The 17,458-nt window shown below is 66.5% G+C and carries 17 protein-coding genes; 10 read left to right on the top strand and 7 right to left on the bottom strand.

The window, feature by feature from the left end; translation table 11 throughout:
- Window positions 1-26: 26 nt before the first annotated feature.
- Together AC3ITW_RS19040 and gloA are read right to left on the bottom strand one after the other, a co-directional pair.
- Window positions 27-455 (bottom strand): VOC family protein, encoded by a 429-nt coding sequence (locus tag AC3ITW_RS19040; RefSeq protein WP_012512160.1) that lies wholly within the window; start codon window positions 453-455, stop codon window positions 27-29.
- A 90-nt stretch (window positions 456-545) separates the two neighbouring features.
- Window positions 546-1,061, bottom strand: coding sequence for a lactoylglutathione lyase (gloA, locus tag AC3ITW_RS19035; protein WP_006394246.1), 516 nt, complete (start codon window positions 1,059-1,061; stop codon window positions 546-548).
- Between the two features lie 125 nt (window positions 1,062-1,186).
- Here gloA and AC3ITW_RS19030 point away from each other — a divergent pair, with 125 nt between their 5' ends.
- Window positions 1,187-2,299 carry a PLP-dependent cysteine synthase family protein gene (locus AC3ITW_RS19030; protein ID WP_012512159.1) on the top strand — a complete coding sequence of 371 codons (1,113 nt, stop codon included), beginning with the start codon at window positions 1,187-1,189 and terminating at the stop codon, window positions 2,297-2,299.
- A gap of 101 nt (window positions 2,300-2,400) precedes the next feature.
- On the opposite strand, the gene AC3ITW_RS19025 is transcribed toward AC3ITW_RS19030, so the two are convergent.
- Window positions 2,401-2,805: a hypothetical protein gene (locus AC3ITW_RS19025; RefSeq protein ID WP_006394184.1), complete on the bottom strand. Its 405-nt coding sequence runs from the start codon at window positions 2,803-2,805 to the stop codon at window positions 2,401-2,403.
- 170 nt (window positions 2,806-2,975) lie between these two features.
- Between AC3ITW_RS19025 and AC3ITW_RS19020 the strand changes: the two genes are divergently transcribed.
- A complete protein-coding gene (locus tag AC3ITW_RS19020; protein ID WP_489389839.1) occupies window positions 2,976-5,006 on the top strand; it encodes a M3 family metallopeptidase in 2,031 nt (676 codons plus the stop codon).
- A gap of 71 nt (window positions 5,007-5,077) precedes the next feature.
- Here AC3ITW_RS19020 and AC3ITW_RS19015 read toward each other — a convergent pair whose 3' ends face one another.
- Window positions 5,078-5,881 carry an SDR family oxidoreductase gene (locus AC3ITW_RS19015; protein WP_006394009.1) on the bottom strand — a complete coding sequence of 268 codons (804 nt, stop codon included), beginning with the start codon at window positions 5,879-5,881 and terminating at the stop codon, window positions 5,078-5,080.
- Window positions 5,878-6,444 (bottom strand): DUF1415 domain-containing protein, encoded by a 567-nt coding sequence (locus AC3ITW_RS19010; protein ID WP_012512157.1) that lies wholly within the window; start codon window positions 6,442-6,444, stop codon window positions 5,878-5,880. Before AC3ITW_RS19010 ends, AC3ITW_RS19015 begins: the two co-directional genes overlap by 4 nt.
- 194 nt (window positions 6,445-6,638) lie before the next feature.
- Between AC3ITW_RS19010 and AC3ITW_RS19005 the strand changes: the two genes are divergently transcribed.
- The 3 genes from AC3ITW_RS19005 (at window position 6,639) to AC3ITW_RS18995 (ending at window position 10,554) form a co-directional block, all read left to right on the top strand.
- The gene (locus AC3ITW_RS19005) at window positions 6,639-8,105 is read left to right on the top strand and encodes a benzaldehyde dehydrogenase (RefSeq protein WP_154354838.1); all 1,467 of its coding nucleotides are present in this window, start codon (window positions 6,639-6,641) and stop codon (window positions 8,103-8,105) included.
- Between the two features lie 17 nt (window positions 8,106-8,122).
- Entirely contained in the window at window positions 8,123-9,250 is a 1,128-nt protein-coding gene (locus AC3ITW_RS19000; protein WP_006393723.1) for an NAD(P)-dependent alcohol dehydrogenase, read from the top strand.
- 209 nt (window positions 9,251-9,459) lie between these two features.
- On the top strand, window positions 9,460-10,554 hold the full coding sequence (locus tag AC3ITW_RS18995) for a helix-turn-helix domain-containing protein (protein ID WP_238380140.1): 1,095 nt from the start codon (window positions 9,460-9,462) through the stop codon (window positions 10,552-10,554).
- 108 nt (window positions 10,555-10,662) lie between these two features.
- Here the strand turns inward: AC3ITW_RS18995 and AC3ITW_RS18990 are convergent, their stop codons facing one another.
- Window positions 10,663-11,145, bottom strand: coding sequence for a YajQ family cyclic di-GMP-binding protein (locus AC3ITW_RS18990; protein ID WP_006393629.1), 483 nt, complete (start codon window positions 11,143-11,145; stop codon window positions 10,663-10,665).
- Between the two features lie 151 nt (window positions 11,146-11,296).
- Between AC3ITW_RS18990 and AC3ITW_RS18985 the strand changes: the two genes are divergently transcribed.
- From AC3ITW_RS18985 to AC3ITW_RS18975, 3 genes are all read left to right on the top strand, one after another.
- Window positions 11,297-12,193 (top strand): DMT family transporter, encoded by an 897-nt coding sequence (locus tag AC3ITW_RS18985; RefSeq protein WP_489389838.1) that lies wholly within the window; start codon window positions 11,297-11,299, stop codon window positions 12,191-12,193.
- Between the two features lie 210 nt (window positions 12,194-12,403).
- Window positions 12,404-13,411, top strand: a complete 1,008-nt coding sequence (locus tag AC3ITW_RS18980) for a methionine ABC transporter ATP-binding protein (protein ID WP_006393468.1) — start codon at window positions 12,404-12,406, stop codon at window positions 13,409-13,411.
- Entirely contained in the window at window positions 13,408-14,097 is a 690-nt protein-coding gene (locus tag AC3ITW_RS18975; protein WP_012512152.1) for a methionine ABC transporter permease, read from the top strand. Before AC3ITW_RS18980 ends, AC3ITW_RS18975 begins: the two co-directional genes overlap by 4 nt.
- Before the next feature lie 83 nt (window positions 14,098-14,180).
- On the opposite strand, the gene AC3ITW_RS18970 is transcribed toward AC3ITW_RS18975, so the two are convergent.
- Window positions 14,181-14,783 (bottom strand): lipocalin family protein, encoded by a 603-nt coding sequence (locus AC3ITW_RS18970; RefSeq protein WP_100469584.1) that lies wholly within the window; start codon window positions 14,781-14,783, stop codon window positions 14,181-14,183.
- Window positions 14,784-14,910: 127 nt separating this feature from the next.
- Between AC3ITW_RS18970 and AC3ITW_RS18965 the strand changes: the two genes are divergently transcribed.
- The gene (locus AC3ITW_RS18965; RefSeq protein ID WP_006393450.1) at window positions 14,911-15,237 is read left to right on the top strand and encodes a hypothetical protein; all 327 of its coding nucleotides are present in this window, start codon (window positions 14,911-14,913) and stop codon (window positions 15,235-15,237) included.
- Between the two features lie 69 nt (window positions 15,238-15,306).
- Window positions 15,307-17,403, top strand: coding sequence for a prolyl oligopeptidase family serine peptidase (locus AC3ITW_RS18960; protein WP_489389837.1), 2,097 nt, complete (start codon window positions 15,307-15,309; stop codon window positions 17,401-17,403).
- Window positions 17,404-17,458 lie beyond the last annotated feature (55 nt).

Below are 17,458 nucleotides of genomic sequence, written 5' to 3'. Positions count from 1 at the left end.
CTTCTTCGTTCACGGCTTTGGTGATATCAGAAAGTGACCTTCACCGAATCGGCGCTGTAGTTCGCCGGACCGTGATAGACCACTTCGATGTTGTTGCCATCCGGATCGAGCACAAAGGCGCCGTAGTAGCCGGGATGGTAAGGGCGCTCGCCGGGTGCGCCGTTGTCCTTGCCTCCGGCGGCGATGGCCGCCGTGTGGAAGGCATCGACGGTGGCGCTGTCGCGCGCCTGGAACGCCAGGTGGTGGCGGCCGGTCAGCTGGCCGGCGGCGGCTTCGCTGCTGGCGCTGGAAATGAACAGCTCGTCGGCCCAGAAGTAATCATCGCCTTCGCCGGCGATCGGGATGCCGATCGTATCGAACACCGCCTGGTAGAAGCGCCGGCTGGCGGCCAGGTCGCGTACGACCAGCTGGATGTGGTCGATCAGTCGCCCGCGGTGCAGTTCCATCGTTTCCATACCAACCTCGCAAAAAAGGGGACGGAGGGGATTAAGTCGCTTCCGGCTAATAGTGCCAGAAACGACTTAATCCCCTCCGTCCCCTTTTTATCAGTTGGCGATGATCTCGACCCAGTAGCCGTCCGGGTCCTTGATGAAGGCCAGGTTCTTCATGCGACCGTCGGTCAGGCGCTTCTGGAAGGTCACGCCCAGATCCTCGAAGCGCTGGCAGGCGGCCTCGATGTCCGGCACCGACACGCAGATGTGGCCGAAGCCGCGCGGGTCGCTGTTGCCGTCGTGGTAGACCGCGCCGTCCTGGCTCTCGGTACCGTGGTTGTGGGTCAGCTCCAGCACGCCCGGCAGGCCGGCCATCCACACGCGGCGGGCGTCGTCATCCTCGGGTACCACGGCGCCGGCCGGTACGTAGGCCAGGAAGTACAGGCTGAACTGGGCTTCGGCGAAGTCGCGCTTGTCGATCAGCTGGTAGCCCAGCACGCGCGTGTAGAAGTCCAGCGAGGCGGTGATGTCCTTCACCCGCAGCATGGTGTGGTTGAACACGAAGCCGGTGGTTTCGGCCGGAGCCTGGGCGGCGACGCCGGGGACATCGCGCAGGGCGGGAATGGTCATGGGGGAGGTCCTTCAGACAGGGCCGTTGCCGGCCGGATGTGCTTATTCTACCGGCCGCCACCTGACGGCACCGCGACGTACAATGGCTGGATCGCACCGTTCCGTCCTGATGACCATTGCCCGCCATGTCGCAGCGTGAATGGGTGGCCGCCGCCATCCGCAAGATCGAAGCCGATTTCAACCGTTCCGCCGATACCCACCTGATCCCGTTGGCGCTGCCCGGGTTCGATGGCATCGATGTGTACCTGAAGGATGAATCGAGCCATCCCACCGGCAGCCTCAAGCACCGGCTGGCCCGCTCGCTGTTCCTGTATGCGTTGACCAACGGCTGGTTGCGCGAGGGGCGGCCGGTGATCGAGGCATCCAGCGGCTCGACCGCGGTGTCCGAAGCCTATTTCGCGCGCCTGCTGGGCCTGCCATTCATCGCGGTGATTCCGGCCACGACCTCGCCGGAGAAGATTGCCGCGATCGAGTTCCATGGTGGCCGCTGCCATCTGGTCGAGCGTGCCTGTGACCTCAACTGTGATTCGGAAAAGCTCGCCCGCGACACCGGCGGCCACTTCATGGACCAGTTCACCTACGCCGAGCGTGCCACCGACTGGCGCGCCAACAACAACATCGCCGAATCCATCTTCAAGCAGATGGCCGAAGAGCCCAGCCCGGTTCCGGAGTGGATCGTGTGCAGCCCCGGCACCGGCGGTACCGCGGCCACGCTGGGCCGCTATGTCAGCTACCGCCGGCATGACACCCGCATCCTCTGCGCGGACCCGGAAGTGTCGGTGTTCTTCGATGGCTATCAGGCTGCCGTGGCCGGCCAGCAGGACTGGCGTGGCCTGACCTGCAGCGGCGGTTCGCGCGTGGAAGGCATCGGCCGGCCGCGGGTGGAACCGAGCTTCATTCCGACCAGTGTGGATGCGATGGTGAAGGTGCCCGATGCACTGAGCCTGGCCGCGATGCGCCATGTCAGTCGCCAGCTCGGTCGACGCGTGGGTGGCTCCACCGGTACCAATTTCATCGGCGTGCTGCAGGCCGCGCAGTGGATGCGCGAGGCCGGCCACCAGGGCAGCATCGTCAGCATCCTGTGCGACAGCGGCGAGCGCTATGCGCAGAGCTACTACGACCCGGCGTGGTATGCACGGCAGGGTATCGATGTGCAGGGGGCCGACGCGCAGCTGGCTGCTGCGGTAGCCGGGCAGGGCCTGCCGCAACTGCCGTGGTGCAGCTTGGAAGCACTGTAGCCGGTCGGCATTTCCGCCGGGCATGGCCCGGCGCTACCGATCGTGCTGAAAGGGTAGCGCCGGGCCATGCCCGGCGAGCGCGGCGGTGTGTCGCACCCCGATCAGTACCCCGCTGCGGTGAACGCATCCAGCACTGCATCGCGCAGCGCATCGGGCAATGCCTCGATGTCCATCGCGCGATCATCCAGGTGCAGGCTTGGGTCCAGGCCGCTGGCCCGGCCCTGGGCCAGTGCCTGCAGCCACAGCAGCACGCAGATCACGAACTCGCGCTCATGGCCCAGCCGCAGCTGGCTGGCGCCGCGTTCGATCACCTCGAACGGGTACCACTCCTGGGCATCGTTGAAGGTGCCACCCTGCTGCAGCACGGCCTGCAGCTGTTGCAGGTGGCGCGGGGCGTCGTCGCCGGCATCGCACAGCGCGGCGATCCAGGACAGCTCGGCCGCGCTGGCGGACAACGCCAGCGACCGCGCCGATGAGGCGGATGCAACTGCAGCCAGACCTTCCATGTGGGGCCTCGTTGGGTACCTACTGCTGCGGACTCCCCCGCAGCCAGAGCTTCGAACCGCGACCGTAAGGCCGACGTGAATACCGGGCGGCGCCCCCTTGTCAGCCACGCCCGGCAGCGCCATATCTACCGTGCTGCCCGCCTGTCGGGCCCGTACCCTGGAGATCTGCCGTGACCGTTGCCAACCCCCTGCTCGATTTTTCCGGCCTGCCGCGCTTCGAGGCGATCCGCCCCGAGCACGTGGCGCCGGCGCTGGACGTGCTGCTGGCCGAGGCCGAAGCCGCCGTCAGCACGGCCGAGCAGGTGCAGCCGGTGCGCTGGGAGACCTTCGTTGCCCCGCTGGACGATGCCACCGAGCGCCTGTGGCGTGCCTGGGGCCTGGTCGGCCACCTGCAGGGCGTGGTCAACACCCCGGAACTGCGCGAGGCCTACAACAGCAACCTGCCACGGGTGACCCGTTTCGCCAGTGCGCTGGGCCAGAACCTGGCGTTGTACCGGCAGTACCAGACCCTGGCTGCCAGCGCCGAGGCGGCGCACTTTGACGAGGCCCAGCGCAAGGTGCTGGACAACACGCTGCGCGATTTCCGCCTGGGTGGCGCTGAGCTGGCACCCGAGGCGCAGCAGCGTTTCGCCGCGATCAAGGAAGAGCTGTCGGCGCTGTCGGCGAAGTTCTCGCAGAACGTGCTCGACGCCACCGATGCGTGGTCGCTGATCGTCGAGGATGAAAACCGTCTGGCCGGCGTACCCGCTGACGTGAAGGCCGCCGCGCATGCCGCAGCAGAGAAAGACGGCAAGACCGGCTGGAAACTGACTCTGCAGATGCCGTGCTACCAGCCGGTGCAGACCTGGGCTGAAGATCGCGATCTGCGCGAGATCCTGTATCGCGCCAGCGCGCAGCGTGCGTCCGAGTTCGGCGACGATGCATTGGACAACAGCGGCAACATCGACCGGATCCTGGCCCTGCGCGCTGAACTGGCCGCGCTGCTCGGTTTCGGCTCGTATGGTGATTATTCGGTAGCGACCAAGATGGCGCAGGACCCGGCCGAGGTGCTTGGTTTCCTGCGTGACCTGGCTACACGCGCCAAGCCGTTCGCGGCCAAGGACCGCGCCGAACTGGAGCAGTTCGCACGCGAACAGCTCGGCATCGACAGCCTGCAGGCCTGGGACCTGGCATTCGCCGCCGACCGCCTCAAGCAGGCGCGCTACAGCTATTCCGAGCAGGAAGTGAAGCAGTACTTCACCGAGCCCAAGGTGCTGGGCGGCCTGTTCTCGGTGATCGAACAGCTGTACGGCCTGCGCGTACAGGAAGACAGCGCGCCGGTCTGGCACGAGGATGTGCGCTTCTTCCGCCTGGTCGATGCGCAGGGCGCGCTGGTGGGCCAGTTCTACCTGGATCTGTACGCGCGCGAAGGCAAGCGCGGTGGCGCGTGGATGGATGATTGCCGCAACCGTCGCGAGCGTGCCGACGGCAGCGTACAGACGCCGCTGGTCTACCTGGTGTGCAACTTCGGCCGTGGTGCCAATGGCAAGCCGGCCACCTTCAGCCACAACGAAGTGACCACCCTGTTCCATGAAATGGGCCACGGCCTGCATCAGCTGCTGACCCGCATCGGCGAACTGGGTGTGGCTGGCATCAACGGCGTGGAATGGGACGCGGTGGAGCTGCCCAGCCAGTTCATGGAGAACTTCTGCTGGGAATGGGACCACCTGCAGGGCATGACCGCGCATGTGGAAACGGGTGAGCCGCTGCCGCGCGCGCTGTACGAGCGCATGCTGGCCGCGCGCAATTTCCATAGCGGCATGGCGACCGTTCGCCAGCTGGAGTTCGGCCTGTTCGACATGCTGCTGCACAGCCAGTTCGAGCCGGCGCAGGACAGCGTTCTGGCACTGCTCGATCGTGTGCGCGCGGAAGTGGCGGTGAACCACCCGCCGGTCTGGAACCGCTTCCCGCATCAGTTCAGCCACATCTTCGCCGGCGGCTACGGAGCCGGTTACTACAGCTACAAGTGGGCCGAGGTGCTGAGCGCCGATGCCTATGCGGCGTTCGAGGAGGAGCCGCAGGCGCTGGCTGAAACCGGCGCGCGCTTCCGCGATGAGATCCTGTCGCGTGGTGGCAGCCGCCCGGCGGCGGAGAACTTCAAGGCCTTCCGTGGCCGCGCACCGCAGATCGACGCGCTGCTGCGCCATTCGGGCATGGCGTAAGCGCAAAAAAGGGGACGGAGGGGATTAAGTCGTTTGTGCACAAACGACTTAATCCCCTCCGTCCCCTTTTTCTATTCGGCGTAGATCATCTTCCGGGTCATGCCGCCGTCCACGACGAAGTCCTGGCCAGTAGTGAAACCGGACAACGACGACAGCAGGTACACCGCCAGGGCGCCGATGTCCCCGGGGCGTCCAACACGCCCCACTGGATGCTGTGCATGGTCTTCGGCCGAGTACTGCGGCGCGTGTCGGCGTGAGGGCGCCTGCCAGTCAGAGGTGCCGATCCAGCCGGGGCTGATGCTGTTCACCCGCACCGCCGGCCCGCTGCTGATCGCCAGCGCGTGGGTGAAGGCGACCAGTCCACCCTTGGCTGCGGCATAGGCTTCGCTATGTGATTCGGATTGCCACGCGCGGGTCGAGGCGATGTTGATGATTGTGCCGGCAGCATTCGCCGACAGTGCCGGCAGCGCATGCTTGCTGCACAGGAACGCACCATGCAGCGACGAAAGGCGGCGCTGCCATTCGTCCCAGTCCATGTCCTGCAGCAACGTACCGTGCGGGCCGGCGATGCCAGCGTTGTTGACCAGCCCATCGATGCGACCGAAATGCTGCAGGGCCACGGCGATGAAAGCGCGCACGCTGGCTTCATCTGTGATGTCCAACGGTTGGAACGCGGCATCGTCGCCACGCTGCCATTCCGCCAGGCACGCTTCGCCGGCCTCGGTGTCCAGGTCGCCGATCAGCACGCGGCCACCGGCACCGAGCACGGCCTGGGCAATACCGCGGCCGATGCCGTTGGCACCGCCGGTGACCAGCACTACCTTGCCCGACAGCGGCGCGGCCGGCCATGCGGCAATCGGCGGTACCGTGCTCACGACAGGTCGTCACCGCGCAGGCGACGGTGCCAGCCTTCCACGCCGATGCGGTCCAGGGTCTGGATGTTGCGTTCGACGATCACGTCCGGATCCGGATAGACCTCCACCGCGCGTGCCACGCTGTCTTCGCGCAGCAGGTGCAGGGTAGGGAAGGGCGCGCGGTTGGTGTAGTTGCTGGCGTCGTCAGCGGCCACGCCATCGAACTGATAGTCCGGATGGAAGCTGGCCACCTGCAGGATGCCCTGCAGGTCCAGTGCCTCGATCGCTGCGTCGGCGTTGTCGAGGAAGTCGTTGTAGTCGAGGAAGTCGGTCAGCACCTGCGGATGCACGATCAGGGTGGTGTCGATCTGCTCGGCCGGGGTATCGCGCAACAGCACCAGCTCCTCGGCCAGCTGTTCCACCAGCGCCTCGGGCGTGGTGGCGTCGCTGAGCACGATGCGCACCTGGTCCTTCACGTACACCGCTTTGGCGAACGGGCACAGGTTCAGGCCGATGACGATGCGCTCCAGCCACAGGCGGGTGGCGGCGATCGGGTCATCGGTGGGCAGGGAGGTATCGGTCATGGCGGGCACGTCGGCTGGCGGGGCGGACATTGTAGGCAGTGTGCCGCTGCCGCGCTGTTCACTGTGCAGGAACTGGACAGTGGCGATGCTGTAAATCCCCGTTGATTCAATCCCTTGCAGGCTACCGGCGGATGGCCGATTGCCCGTCACGGCCTACGGGCGTGGAATGGACGCACGACACAGGAGGACTCCACATGACTGCACCTTCCCCGTGGCTGCCGGACGCCCTCTGGGCCGGCGCCTTCTTCGATGGGCACTGGCAGGCCGCTGTGCAGCGGCAGCCGGTGATCGAACCGGCTACCGGTCAGTCGCTCGGTGAGATCGGTCTGGCGGACCCGGCGCAGGTGGCGCGTTCGGCGGCTACCGCTGCGCAGGCACAACAGGCGTGGGCCGCCGCACCCTATGAACAGCGCGCCGAGGTGCTGCGCAAGGCTGCGCGGCTGGCCGAGGAGAACATCGACACCCTCATCGACTGGTTGGTCCGCGAAAGCGGCTCGACCCGCCTCAAGGCCGGCTTCGAGGCCAAGGTGACGATCAAGGCGCTGCATGAAGCCGCCGCACTGCCGTCGCGCAGCGTCGGCGAGATCCTGCCCTCCGAACCGGGCCGGCTGAACCTGGCACGGCGCCGGCCGCTGGGCGTGGTGGGGATCATTTCGCCGTTCAATTTCCCGCTGTACCTGGCGATGCGCGCGGTGGCCCCGGCGATTGCACTCGGCAATGCCGTGGTACTCAAGCCCGATCCGCGCACGGCGGTGTGTGGTGGCGCGGTGATCGCGCGCTTGTTCGAGCAGGCCGGCCTGCCGGCGGGCGTGCTGCACATGCTGCCGGGTGACGGTGCGGCCGGTGCTGCACTGACCAGCGATCCGAACGTGGCGATGATCCAGTTCACTGGCTCCACGGCGGCCGGGCGCAAGGTGGGCGAGGCCGCGGGCAAGCACCTGAAGAAGGTCTCGCTGGAACTGGGTGGGAAGAACTCGCTGATCATTCTGGACGATGCCGACCTCGATCTGGCAGTGGCCAACACCGCGTGGGGCGTCTACCTGCACCAGGGCCAGATCTGCATGGCGACCGGCCGCGTGCTGGTGCACCGGAAGATCCACGGCGCGTTCCTGCAGAAGCTGGTGGCCAAGGCCAACGCGCTCAAGGTGGGCGATCCTGCACGCGAGGACGTAGCAATAGGCCCGCTGATCAACGCCGGCCAGCGCGACCACGCCTTGCGCGTGGTCGAGCAGGCGGTACAGGCCGGCGCCACGCTGGAAGCGGGCGGTACGCACCGGGACCTGTTCTTTGCACCGACCGTGCTTGGCAACGTCGCGGCCGACAATCCGGCATTCAACGAAGAAATCTTCGCACCGGTAGCGGTGGTGGTGCCGTTCGACGATGACAACGAAGCCGTGCGCCTGGCAAACGACAGCGAGTACGGACTGTCGATGGCGATCATCTCCAGCAATGTCGGCCGCGCGCTGAAGATCGGCGAACGCCTGCGCACCGGCCTGCTGCACATCAACGATCAGACCGTGAACGACGAAGTGATCAATCCCTTTGGTGGCGTGGGTGCGTCCGGCAACGGCACCAGCATCGGTGGCCCGGCCAACGGCGAAGAATTCACCCAGTGGCAGTGGCTGACCGTCAAGGGCGAAGCGCCCGCCTACCCGATCTGATCCAGGAGGATCCACGTATGAACATCGACACTGCAACCCGTGAGATCACCGCCGCCGTGGTGCGCGGCAAGGAACAGCCTTTCGTCATCGAGCAGGCCACGCTGCGCGGCCCGCAGGACGACGAGGTGCTGGTGAAGGTGGTGGCCACGGGCCTGTGCCATACCGACCTGATCGTGCGCGACCAGTACTACCCGGTGCCGTTGCCGGCGGTACTTGGCCACGAAGGTGCCGGCATCGTTGAAGCGGTCGGGCCCAACGTCAAGGAACTGAAGGCCGGAGATCATGTGGTGCTGACCTACGGTGCCTGTGGTCACTGCAATCCCTGCCGCGGTGGCCACGGCGCGTATTGCCGTGACTTCTTTGCGCTCAACTTCGGTGGCGACGATGGCCACGGCCATACCGCGATCACCGATGCGCAGGGCCAGTCGCTGCACGACCACTTCTTCGCACAGTCCTCGTTCGCCACCTACGCACTTGCACGCGAGATCAATGCGATCAAGGTGCCGGACGATGCACCGCTGGAACTGCTCGGTCCGTTGGGCTGCGGCATCCAGACCGGCGCGGGTGCGGTGCTCAACTCGCTGCAGGTGCGGTCCGGCAGCAGCTTCGCCAGTTACGGTGCCGGTGCAGTCGGCCTGAGCGCGGTGATGGCGGCCAAGGTGGCTGGCGCCACCACCATCATCGCCATCGATGTGGTGCCGTCGCGCCTGGAGTTGGCGCTGGAACTGGGGGCCACCCACGTGATCAACAGCCGCGAGACCGATGTGGTCGAGGCCGTGCGTGCGATCACCGGCGGCGGCGCTGATTTTGCGCTGGAATCGACCGGTCGCCCGGAAGTGCTCTCCGCCGGCATCGAAGCGCTCGGCGGGCTTGGCATGATGGGCGTGGTCGGTGCGCCGAAGCTGGGCACCACCGCCAGCTTCGATGTGAACAACCTGCTGCTCGGCGGTCGCAGCATCCGCGGCATCGTCGAGGGCGACAGCGTGCCGCAGGTGTTCATTCCGCAGCTGGTGACACTGTTCCAGCAGGGCCGTTTCCCGTTCGACAAGCTGGTGAAGTTCTATCCGCTGGAACAGATCAACCAGGCCGCCGAAGACAGCACCCGGGGTATTACGCTGAAGCCGATCCTGCGAATCGCGGCGTAAGGTCAGGGTGGGGTGCACGGTTGCGCCCGGCACCCGGCCTTGGACAGGTCTCCGCGAACTGTTGGACATGCGATGGGGTCGGATCCGATTTCCAGAGGAAAACGGCTCTGACCCCCCGTGTTTGATTGGGGCATGAGTTCCTGGCGGAAACGTTCCGTTGCCGTGGCGTAACGCGGGCATGGCGAGCGCGGGTGTACTCTGCATCCATGATGGCTTCCGCACTGGGACAACAGCAGTTGGTGGCCGCCCGGGCGGCCTTCGCCGAGGGCGATGCACAGTCACTGGGCGTGCTGCCCTTGCCGTTGCAGCAGTCCTGGCAGCGCTCGCGTGCGGCCGGCCTGCGGCCGGGGCAGGAGCCGGACTACCGGCCGCTGCTGGGCGATGGCCGCCATTTGTCCCATCCCGATGACCGACGCCTGGCGCGTTGCGTGCAGCCGGAGCTGGAACAACTCTGGGCCGCGTTCGGCGGACGGGGCTGGACGATGTTCTGCGCCAACCGCGACGGCATGGTGGTCGCGCAGCAGGCGCACGGCCTGGAAGACGCGCCACTGTTAAGGCCGATCCAGGTTGGGCGGCGGCTGGGCGAGAGCGAAATCGGCACCACGGCACCGGCGGTCAGCCTGGCCGACGACCTGCCGGCGCTGGTGCGTGGCAACGAGCACTACCTGCAGCGTTTCGCCCCGGTGTTCTGCCTGAGCGAGCCGCTGCACGATCTCGACGGCAAGATCTTCGGGGTGATCGACATCACCGGCCTGGGCGAGCGCGATCCGTCCTTGCTGCAGGGCTATTTCCGGCAGGCCGCGCTGGCCAGCGAGAACCGCCTGTTCCATGCCCTCACCGACGTGCACCTGCTGGCCGTGCAGCATGATCCACGCTGGCTGGTGTCACCGCTGCAGGGGCTGCTGGCGGTGCAGGAGGACGGCCAGCTGCGCGCGGCCAACCGCGTTGCAAGGCGCCTGTTGGGTCTGCCACGGCGCGGGCTGCTGCCGTTGCTGAGCCTGGAGGTGCTGTTTGCCGGTGCCAGTGCGGCGCAACGACGTCGCCTGCTGCAACCAGGTGCGCCGCATCGGGTCCGGCTGGGCGAGGGCAGTGCGGTCTACCTGCAGCATCTGCAGGCACCGCGAGGTGCATTGCGGCGCGGCGCGCAGCGGAGTGCGCCGACAAACCCGGGGGCGCTGCTGCTGCGTGACCAGCAGCGCGAGGCGGCACGCCGTGCGGCACAGGCCACAGACGGCAATCTCAGCCTGGCCGCACGCCAGCTGGGTATCTCGCGCACCACGCTGTACAAGCTGCTGCGCGATTGATCGCGCAGTCCGCCGGGCATGGCCCGGCGCTACCGTTGCAGCCCGGGGCGCGCCGGGTCATCAGTCGCGCGCCACCCGGTAGCGCCGGGCCCAGCCCGGCGAAATCCATCAATCGCGGAAGTTGTTGAACTGCAGCGGCAGCTCGAACTTGCCGGCCTTCAGCACCGCGATGGCGTCCTGCAGGTCGTCGCGCTTCTTGCCCTGCACGCGCAGCTTGTCGCCGTTGATCTGGCTTTCCACCTTCAGCTTGGCATCCTTCAGTGCCGCAGCGATCTTCTTGGCGATCTTCTGCTCGATGCCCTGCTTGACGGTGATCTTCTGCCGGGCCTGCGCCAGGTTGGTTTCGATATCGCCGAATTCCAGGCTGAGCACGTCGATGCCGCGCGCGGCCAGGCGCGCGCGCAGGATGTCGTTCATCTGCTTGAGCTGGAACTCGGTCGGCGCAGTCTGGTTGATCACATCGCCCTCGCGCTCGAACTTGGCATCCACACCCTTGAAATCGAAGCGGGTGGCGAGCTCGCGGTTGGCCTGGTCGATGGCGTTGGTCAGCTCGTGGGTGTCGACTTCGGACACGACGTCGAAGGAAGGCATGGGCGAGGCTCCGCAGAATTCAGTGGCGGCCATTCTATCGCGCCGGCTGCATGCCCGTTTTGTAGGGTCGAGCCATGCTCGAATGCTCTACACAAAGCCGCCGAGCATGGCTCGGCGCTACATAAGAGCAACGGGCGGGCGATAATGGGCCATGAACCTGCAACGCTCTCCCTCGCGCGCGGTGACCTGGATGGTTGCGGCGGTCGCCTGTTTCTCGCTGATGGATGCTGGCATGAAACAGCTGTCGGCCAGCTATCCGACTCTGGAAGTGACCTTCCTGCGTGGCGCGGCCTCGCTGCCGTTCGTGCTGGTCTGGGTGCTGGTCAGCGCCGGCCCGCGCTCGCTGATCCCGCGCCGCTGGGGCCTGCACCTGCTGCGTGGTGGGCTGGGCATGGCGATGATCGGCTGCTTCGTGTTCGCCCTGCGTGACCTGCCGCTGTCCACCGCCTACACCATCTATTTCGTTGCCCCACTGCTGATCGCCGCGCTGTCGGTGCCGTTGCTGGGTGAGCGGGTTGGCCCGCGGCGCTGGGTGGCCATCGGCATCGGCCTGGTCGGCGTGCTGGTGGTGCTGCGGCCGGGCGTGGACGGCTTCATTTCGGTGCCGGGTCTGATGGTGCTGGCCGCGGCCACCGCGTATGCCGTGGCGGCGATCACGGTCAGCCTGCTCACCCGCACCGATACCTCGCAGTCGATGGTGGTCTGGTTCCTGGTGATCATGGCCATCGGCGCCGGCTTACTGGCGATTCCGGGCTGGGTGCCACTGCAGCTGGCGCATGCGCCGCTGATCGCCGGCATGGGACTGGCTGGGGCGCTGGGCCAGATTGCCCTGACCAAGGCGTTCCAGCTGGGCGAGGCCTCGATGATCGCGCCGCTGGAGTACAGCGGCCTGGTCTGGGTGATCGGCTGGGATCTGGCCTTCTGGGGCCAGCTGCCGGATGGCTATACCTGGGTGGGAGCGGCGATCATTGTCGCCTCCGGCCTTTACCTGCTGCATCGCGAGCGGGTGAACCGACAGGAGCCGCCGAAGCCGCTGGATCATCCCTGAGTCCGTTGGGCCGGGGAATGGGGTCAGAGCCCCTGCGGGGATCCGACCCCGGGGTCGGATCCCCGCAGGGGCTCTGACCCCAACGTCATCGCCGGCAATTACGCCTTAGAACCAAAAGGAATAACATTCTGGCCCATGGCGCGGGCGCGCAAGCCCCCACGCTGGTAGGCTGCACGCCCCCTTCCGCCACCCAGCCGGTGAGTCACGCCCGTGATCGAGTTCCAGCGCCTGCACAAATCCTATGCCGTTGCCGGCCGCGAGGTCAGCGCGCTGCAACCGCTGGACCTGACCATCGAGGCCGGTGAGGTGTTCGGCATCATTGGCCATTCCGGTGCCGGCAAGTCGACCCTGATCCGCATGATCAACCGCCTGGAAGAGCCCAGCGGTGGACGGCTGTTGATCGGCGGCGAGGATGTCACCGCGCTGGACCCGGACGGCCTGCGCGCGCTGCGCAGGCGCATCGGCATGATCTTCCAGCACTTCAACCTGCTGTCTTCGCGCACGGTGGCGGGCAACGTCGCCTTCCCGCTGGAACTGGCCGGTACGCCGAAGGCGGAGATCGACGCGCGCGTGGCCGAGCTGCTGCAGACCGTCGGCCTGGAAGCGCATGCGCAGAAATACCCGGCTCAGTTGTCCGGTGGCCAGAAGCAGCGCGTCGGTATCGCCCGTGCGCTGGCGACCCGCCCGCAGATCCTGCTGTGCGACGAGGCGACCAGTGCGCTCGACCCGCAGACCACCGCTTCGGTGTTGTCACTGCTGTCGAAGATCAACCGAGAGCTGGGCCTCACCATCGTGCTGATCACCCACGAGATGGACGTGATCCGCCGTGTCTGCGATCGCGTGGCCGTGCTTGATGCCGGTCAGATGGTCGAGACCGGGCCGGTCACCCGGGTGTTCCTGCATCCGCAGCACCCGACCACGCGCCGTTTCGTCAGCGAATCGGAGCATGTGGATGAAGGCGCGCTGCACCGCGATTTCGACGTCGTCGGCGGTCGCATCGTGCGTCTGACCTTCCTCGGCGGCGACACCTATGAACCCCTGCTCGGCAGCGTCGCGCGCCAGACCGGGGTCGATTACAACATCCTGTCCGGCCGTATCGACCGGATCAAGGACACCCCGTATGGCCAGCTGGTGGTCGCCCTGGTGGGCGGTGACCAGTCCGCCGCGCAGGCCGCATTCGTGGCCGCCGGCGTGCACGTTGAGGAACTGCGTCGATGATCGCCGCCACTGCTGAAGGTTTCTTCCGCCACCTGGATGCGGACAAATGGGTGGATATCGGCAAGGCGACCATCGAGACGCTGCTGATGATGGCCGGTTCTCTGCCGCTGACTCTGGCCATTGGGTTGCCGATGGGCGTGTTGTTGTATGTGTTCGGGGCGCCGCAGCTGAAGCGCCGGCCCTTTGCCTACGGCGTGCTGGCGTTGGTGGTGAACTTGCTGCGCTCGGTACCGTTCATCATCCTGATGGTGGTGCTGATCCCGGTGTCGCTGTGGCTGATGGGCCAGTCGATCGGTGTGCTCGGCACGCTGCCCGCACTGGTCATCGGTGCGGCACCGTTCTATGCGCGGCTGGTCGAGACCGCGCTGCGTGAAGTAGACCGCGGCGTGGTCGAGGCAGCACAGTCGATGGGCGCCACCACCTGGCAACTGGTCAGCCGGGTACTGCTGCCCGAAGCGCGGCCGGGCCTGATTGCCGCCGCCACGGTCACCACCGTCGCCCTGGTCGGCTTCACCGCCATGGGCGGCGCGATCGGTTCGGGCGGCCTGGGCGACCTGGCGCTGCGCGAAGGCTACCAGCGCAACCGTACCGACGTGGCCCTGGTCACCGTGGTGGTGCTGTTGGTGCTGGTGCAGCTGCTGCAGATGCTCGGCGACCGCCTGGTCACGCATTACAGCCGCAAATAATCGGTGAATCCGCCGGGCATGGCCCGGCGCTACCGGAAGGGTCATGTGGCAGGTAGCGCCGGGCCATGCCCAGCGGCGCCATCTCAACGCTCGTTCGGCACTTCGTAGCCCAGCTTGCCGACCTGCTCGGGATGCTGCGGCACGCGCTTGAGCTTGTCGGTGTTCACCCCGTACTCGTCACGCAGGCGCTCGGCCAGCTCCTTGTACAGGGCTTTGTCCATGTCCGGCGTACGCGAGAAGATCCAGGCCATCTCGCGGCCCGGGTAGCCGATCAGCGCCCATGAGTAGTCCTGGGCGACTTCCAGCACGCGCGAATGGGTAGGCACCACGCGATAGAACCAGGTGCGCCAGCCGTGGTTGCCGCTGTCCGGGTCGACGCTGGCACGGGCGCGGACTTCCTGCAGGGGTTCGCCGAAGCCATCGCGGTAGCGGTAGGTGATGCCGACCTTGTGTTCGTCGCGCAATTCGTACTGGTTGACGCTGGCGACATGGCCGCGTTCGATGAAGTTCGGCACGCGGCCGATCACGTACCAGGTGCCCATGAAACGCTTCAGGTCGATCGGTTCGTCCAGGGCGGAAGCGCGCGCTGCGCTGGCACGGGGCGACGGCGGCTCACTGGTGGCCATGGCGGGGCCCGCCAGGGACAGGGCCAGCAGCACGGCGCAGAGCGGGCGGATCGAGGTCATGCGGGAGCGTGCTCCAGTGGGCTTGCACGCGCATGGTCGACTGTGTGCACGCGATCCGTCAATGGTGTCGCAACCTGTGAGAAGGGGCTTGCCCAAGCTGTGTTGCATTGTCTACCGGAGAAGCCCCATGAACGCACGTTCCGTCCGTCGCCCTGCAACTGAACGCGTCATCCTCGAGCGTGCCGACCCGCGCCTGCTGCGCAGCGTGCAGCAGTTGGCCCTGGCCGGCCTGGCGCTGGTACTGGTCTGGCCGGCCGCGCGCGGCAGCAGCGCCTGGCTGGGCTGGCTGCCGATGTGGCTGGTAGGCATGCCGCTGGTGGCCTGGTGGGCACTGCTGCGCTTCCCGTTGCCACGCCTGTCGTGGCTGCGGCTGGCACGTCGTACCGGTGGACAGGCGCGACGTCGCAGCGGCGGGACGCCTCGAGGCCGGCGCGGCTCGACGGCCACGGCCTGACCTTCGACACGGGGGCGGCCGCGATGTTCCGTGCTAGCGTTCCTGGGCTTATGACTGCCTGGAGCTGCAATGTCACGACTCGCTTCCGCCTGCCTGCTGGCCGGCATGATGACCGCTGCCTCGGTGGGGACCGCCGTGGCCGCTGAAGAAACCGATCGCTACGCCTGGCTGGAGGACGTGACCGGCGACAAGCCGCTGTCCTGGGTCAAGGAACAGAACGCCAAGTCCGAAGGGCGCCTGGCACAGACCCCTGCCTTCAAGCAGATGGAAACCAGCATCCGCGAGGTGCTCGACTCCGACGCCAAGATCCCCGGCGTGCAGAAGATCGGCGACTACTACTACAACTTCTGGAAGGACAAGCAGCACGAGCGCGGCCTGTGGCGGCGCACCACGCTGGCCGAATACCGCAAGGCCTCGCCGCTGTGGGAAACCGTGCTCGACCTGGACGCGTTGAACAAGGCCGAGGGTGAGAACTGGGTCTGGCACGGTGCCGACTGCCTGCGCCCGGACTACAGCCGCTGCCTGATCGCGCTGTCGCGCGGCGGCGCCGATGCCGATGTCACCCGTGAGTTCGACCTGTCCAACAAGTCCTGGATCAAGGACGGCTTCTTCCGTCCGGAATCGAAGGGCGGCCTGAACTGGATCGATCGCGACACCGTGTTCGTCTACACCGACTTCGGTGCCGGCTCGATGACCACCTCCGGCTACCCGCGCGTGGCCAAGCTGTGGAAGCGCGGCACGCCGATGGCTTCGGCCAGCGTGGTGTACGAAGGCAAGCCGGAAGACATGTACATCGCGGCGATGCACGATGACACCCCGGGCTTCGAGCGCAACCTGGTCAGCCGCACGCTGGCCTTCTACAACAACGAGATCTACCTGCGCAGCGACGACGGCACGCTGACCAAGATCGACGCGCCGAACTCGGCCGAGAAGGGCCTGCACAAGCAATGGCTGACCCTGGAGCTGCGTGACGCTTGGACCGTGGGCGGCAAGACTTATGCCTCCGGTTCGCTGCTGGCGACCAAGCTGGATGACTTCCTGGCCGGCAAACGCGATTTCGAGGTGCTGTTCACTCCGACCGCGACCACTTCGCTGGCCAGCGCTTCGTGGACCCGGAACCACCTGGTACTGAACGTGCTGGACGACGTCAAGAACCGCTTGTCGGTGTTGACTCCGGGCGCGAAGGGCTGGCAGAAGAGCGCGTTCGTCGGTGCACCGGCGTTCGGTACCCTCGGCGTGGCAGCAGTGGACAGCAACGACAGTGATGCGGTGTGGTTGACCGCCACCGACTACCTGACCCCGACCACGCTGGCACTGGCCGAGATCGGCAAGGCACCGGAAGTGCTCAAGACCATGCCGGCCTTCTTCGATGCCAAGGACAAGGTGATCGAACAGCACTTCGCTACCAGCAAGGATGGCACCCGCGTGCCGTACTTCGTGGTGCACGACAAGGCGATGAAGCTGGACGGTTCCAACCCGACCCTGCTGTACGGCTACGGTGGCTTCGAGATCTCGCTGACCCCGAACTACTCCGGTGGCATGGGCCGCGCCTGGCTGGAGAAGGGCGGCGTGTACGTGGTCGCCAACATCCGTGGCGGTGGCGAGTACGGCCCGCGCTGGCACCAGGCGGCGCTGAAGCAGAACCGTCACAAGGCTTATGAAGACATGGCCGCCGTGGCGCAGGACCTGGTCACCCGCAAGATCACCTCGGCCAAGCACCTGGGTGTGCAGGGTGGCAGCAACGGTGGCCTGCTCACCGGCAACATGCTGACCCAGTACCCGGAGCTGTTCGGTGCGGTGGTGGTGCAGGTACCGCTGCTGGACATGAAGCGCTACAGCCACCTGCTGGCGGGTGCCTCGTGGATGGCCGAGTACGGCAACCCGGACACCAGCGACTGGGAGTTCATCAAGACCTTCTCGCCGTACCATCTGTTCGACGCGAAGAAGACCTACCCGCCGGTGCTGTTCACCACCTCCACCCGCGATGATCGCGTGCACCCGGGCCACGCCCGCAAGATGGCAGCGAAGATGATCGACGCCGGCAAGGACGTGACCTACTACGAGAACATCGAAGGTGGCCACGGCGGTGCGGCCAACAATGCGCAGGCAGCGCACATGTCGGCGCTGGCCTACAGCTTCCTGTGGGAGCGGTTGGGCGGTAAGTGATGGAATGAAAAACGCCGCCTTCGGGCGGCGTTTTTCTTTGGGCGTTCGTTGAACG

The sequence above is a fragment of the Stenotrophomonas sp. KH_052 genome (assembly GCF_057838755.1).
This window is presented reverse-complemented; position numbering and strand designations above follow the sequence as displayed.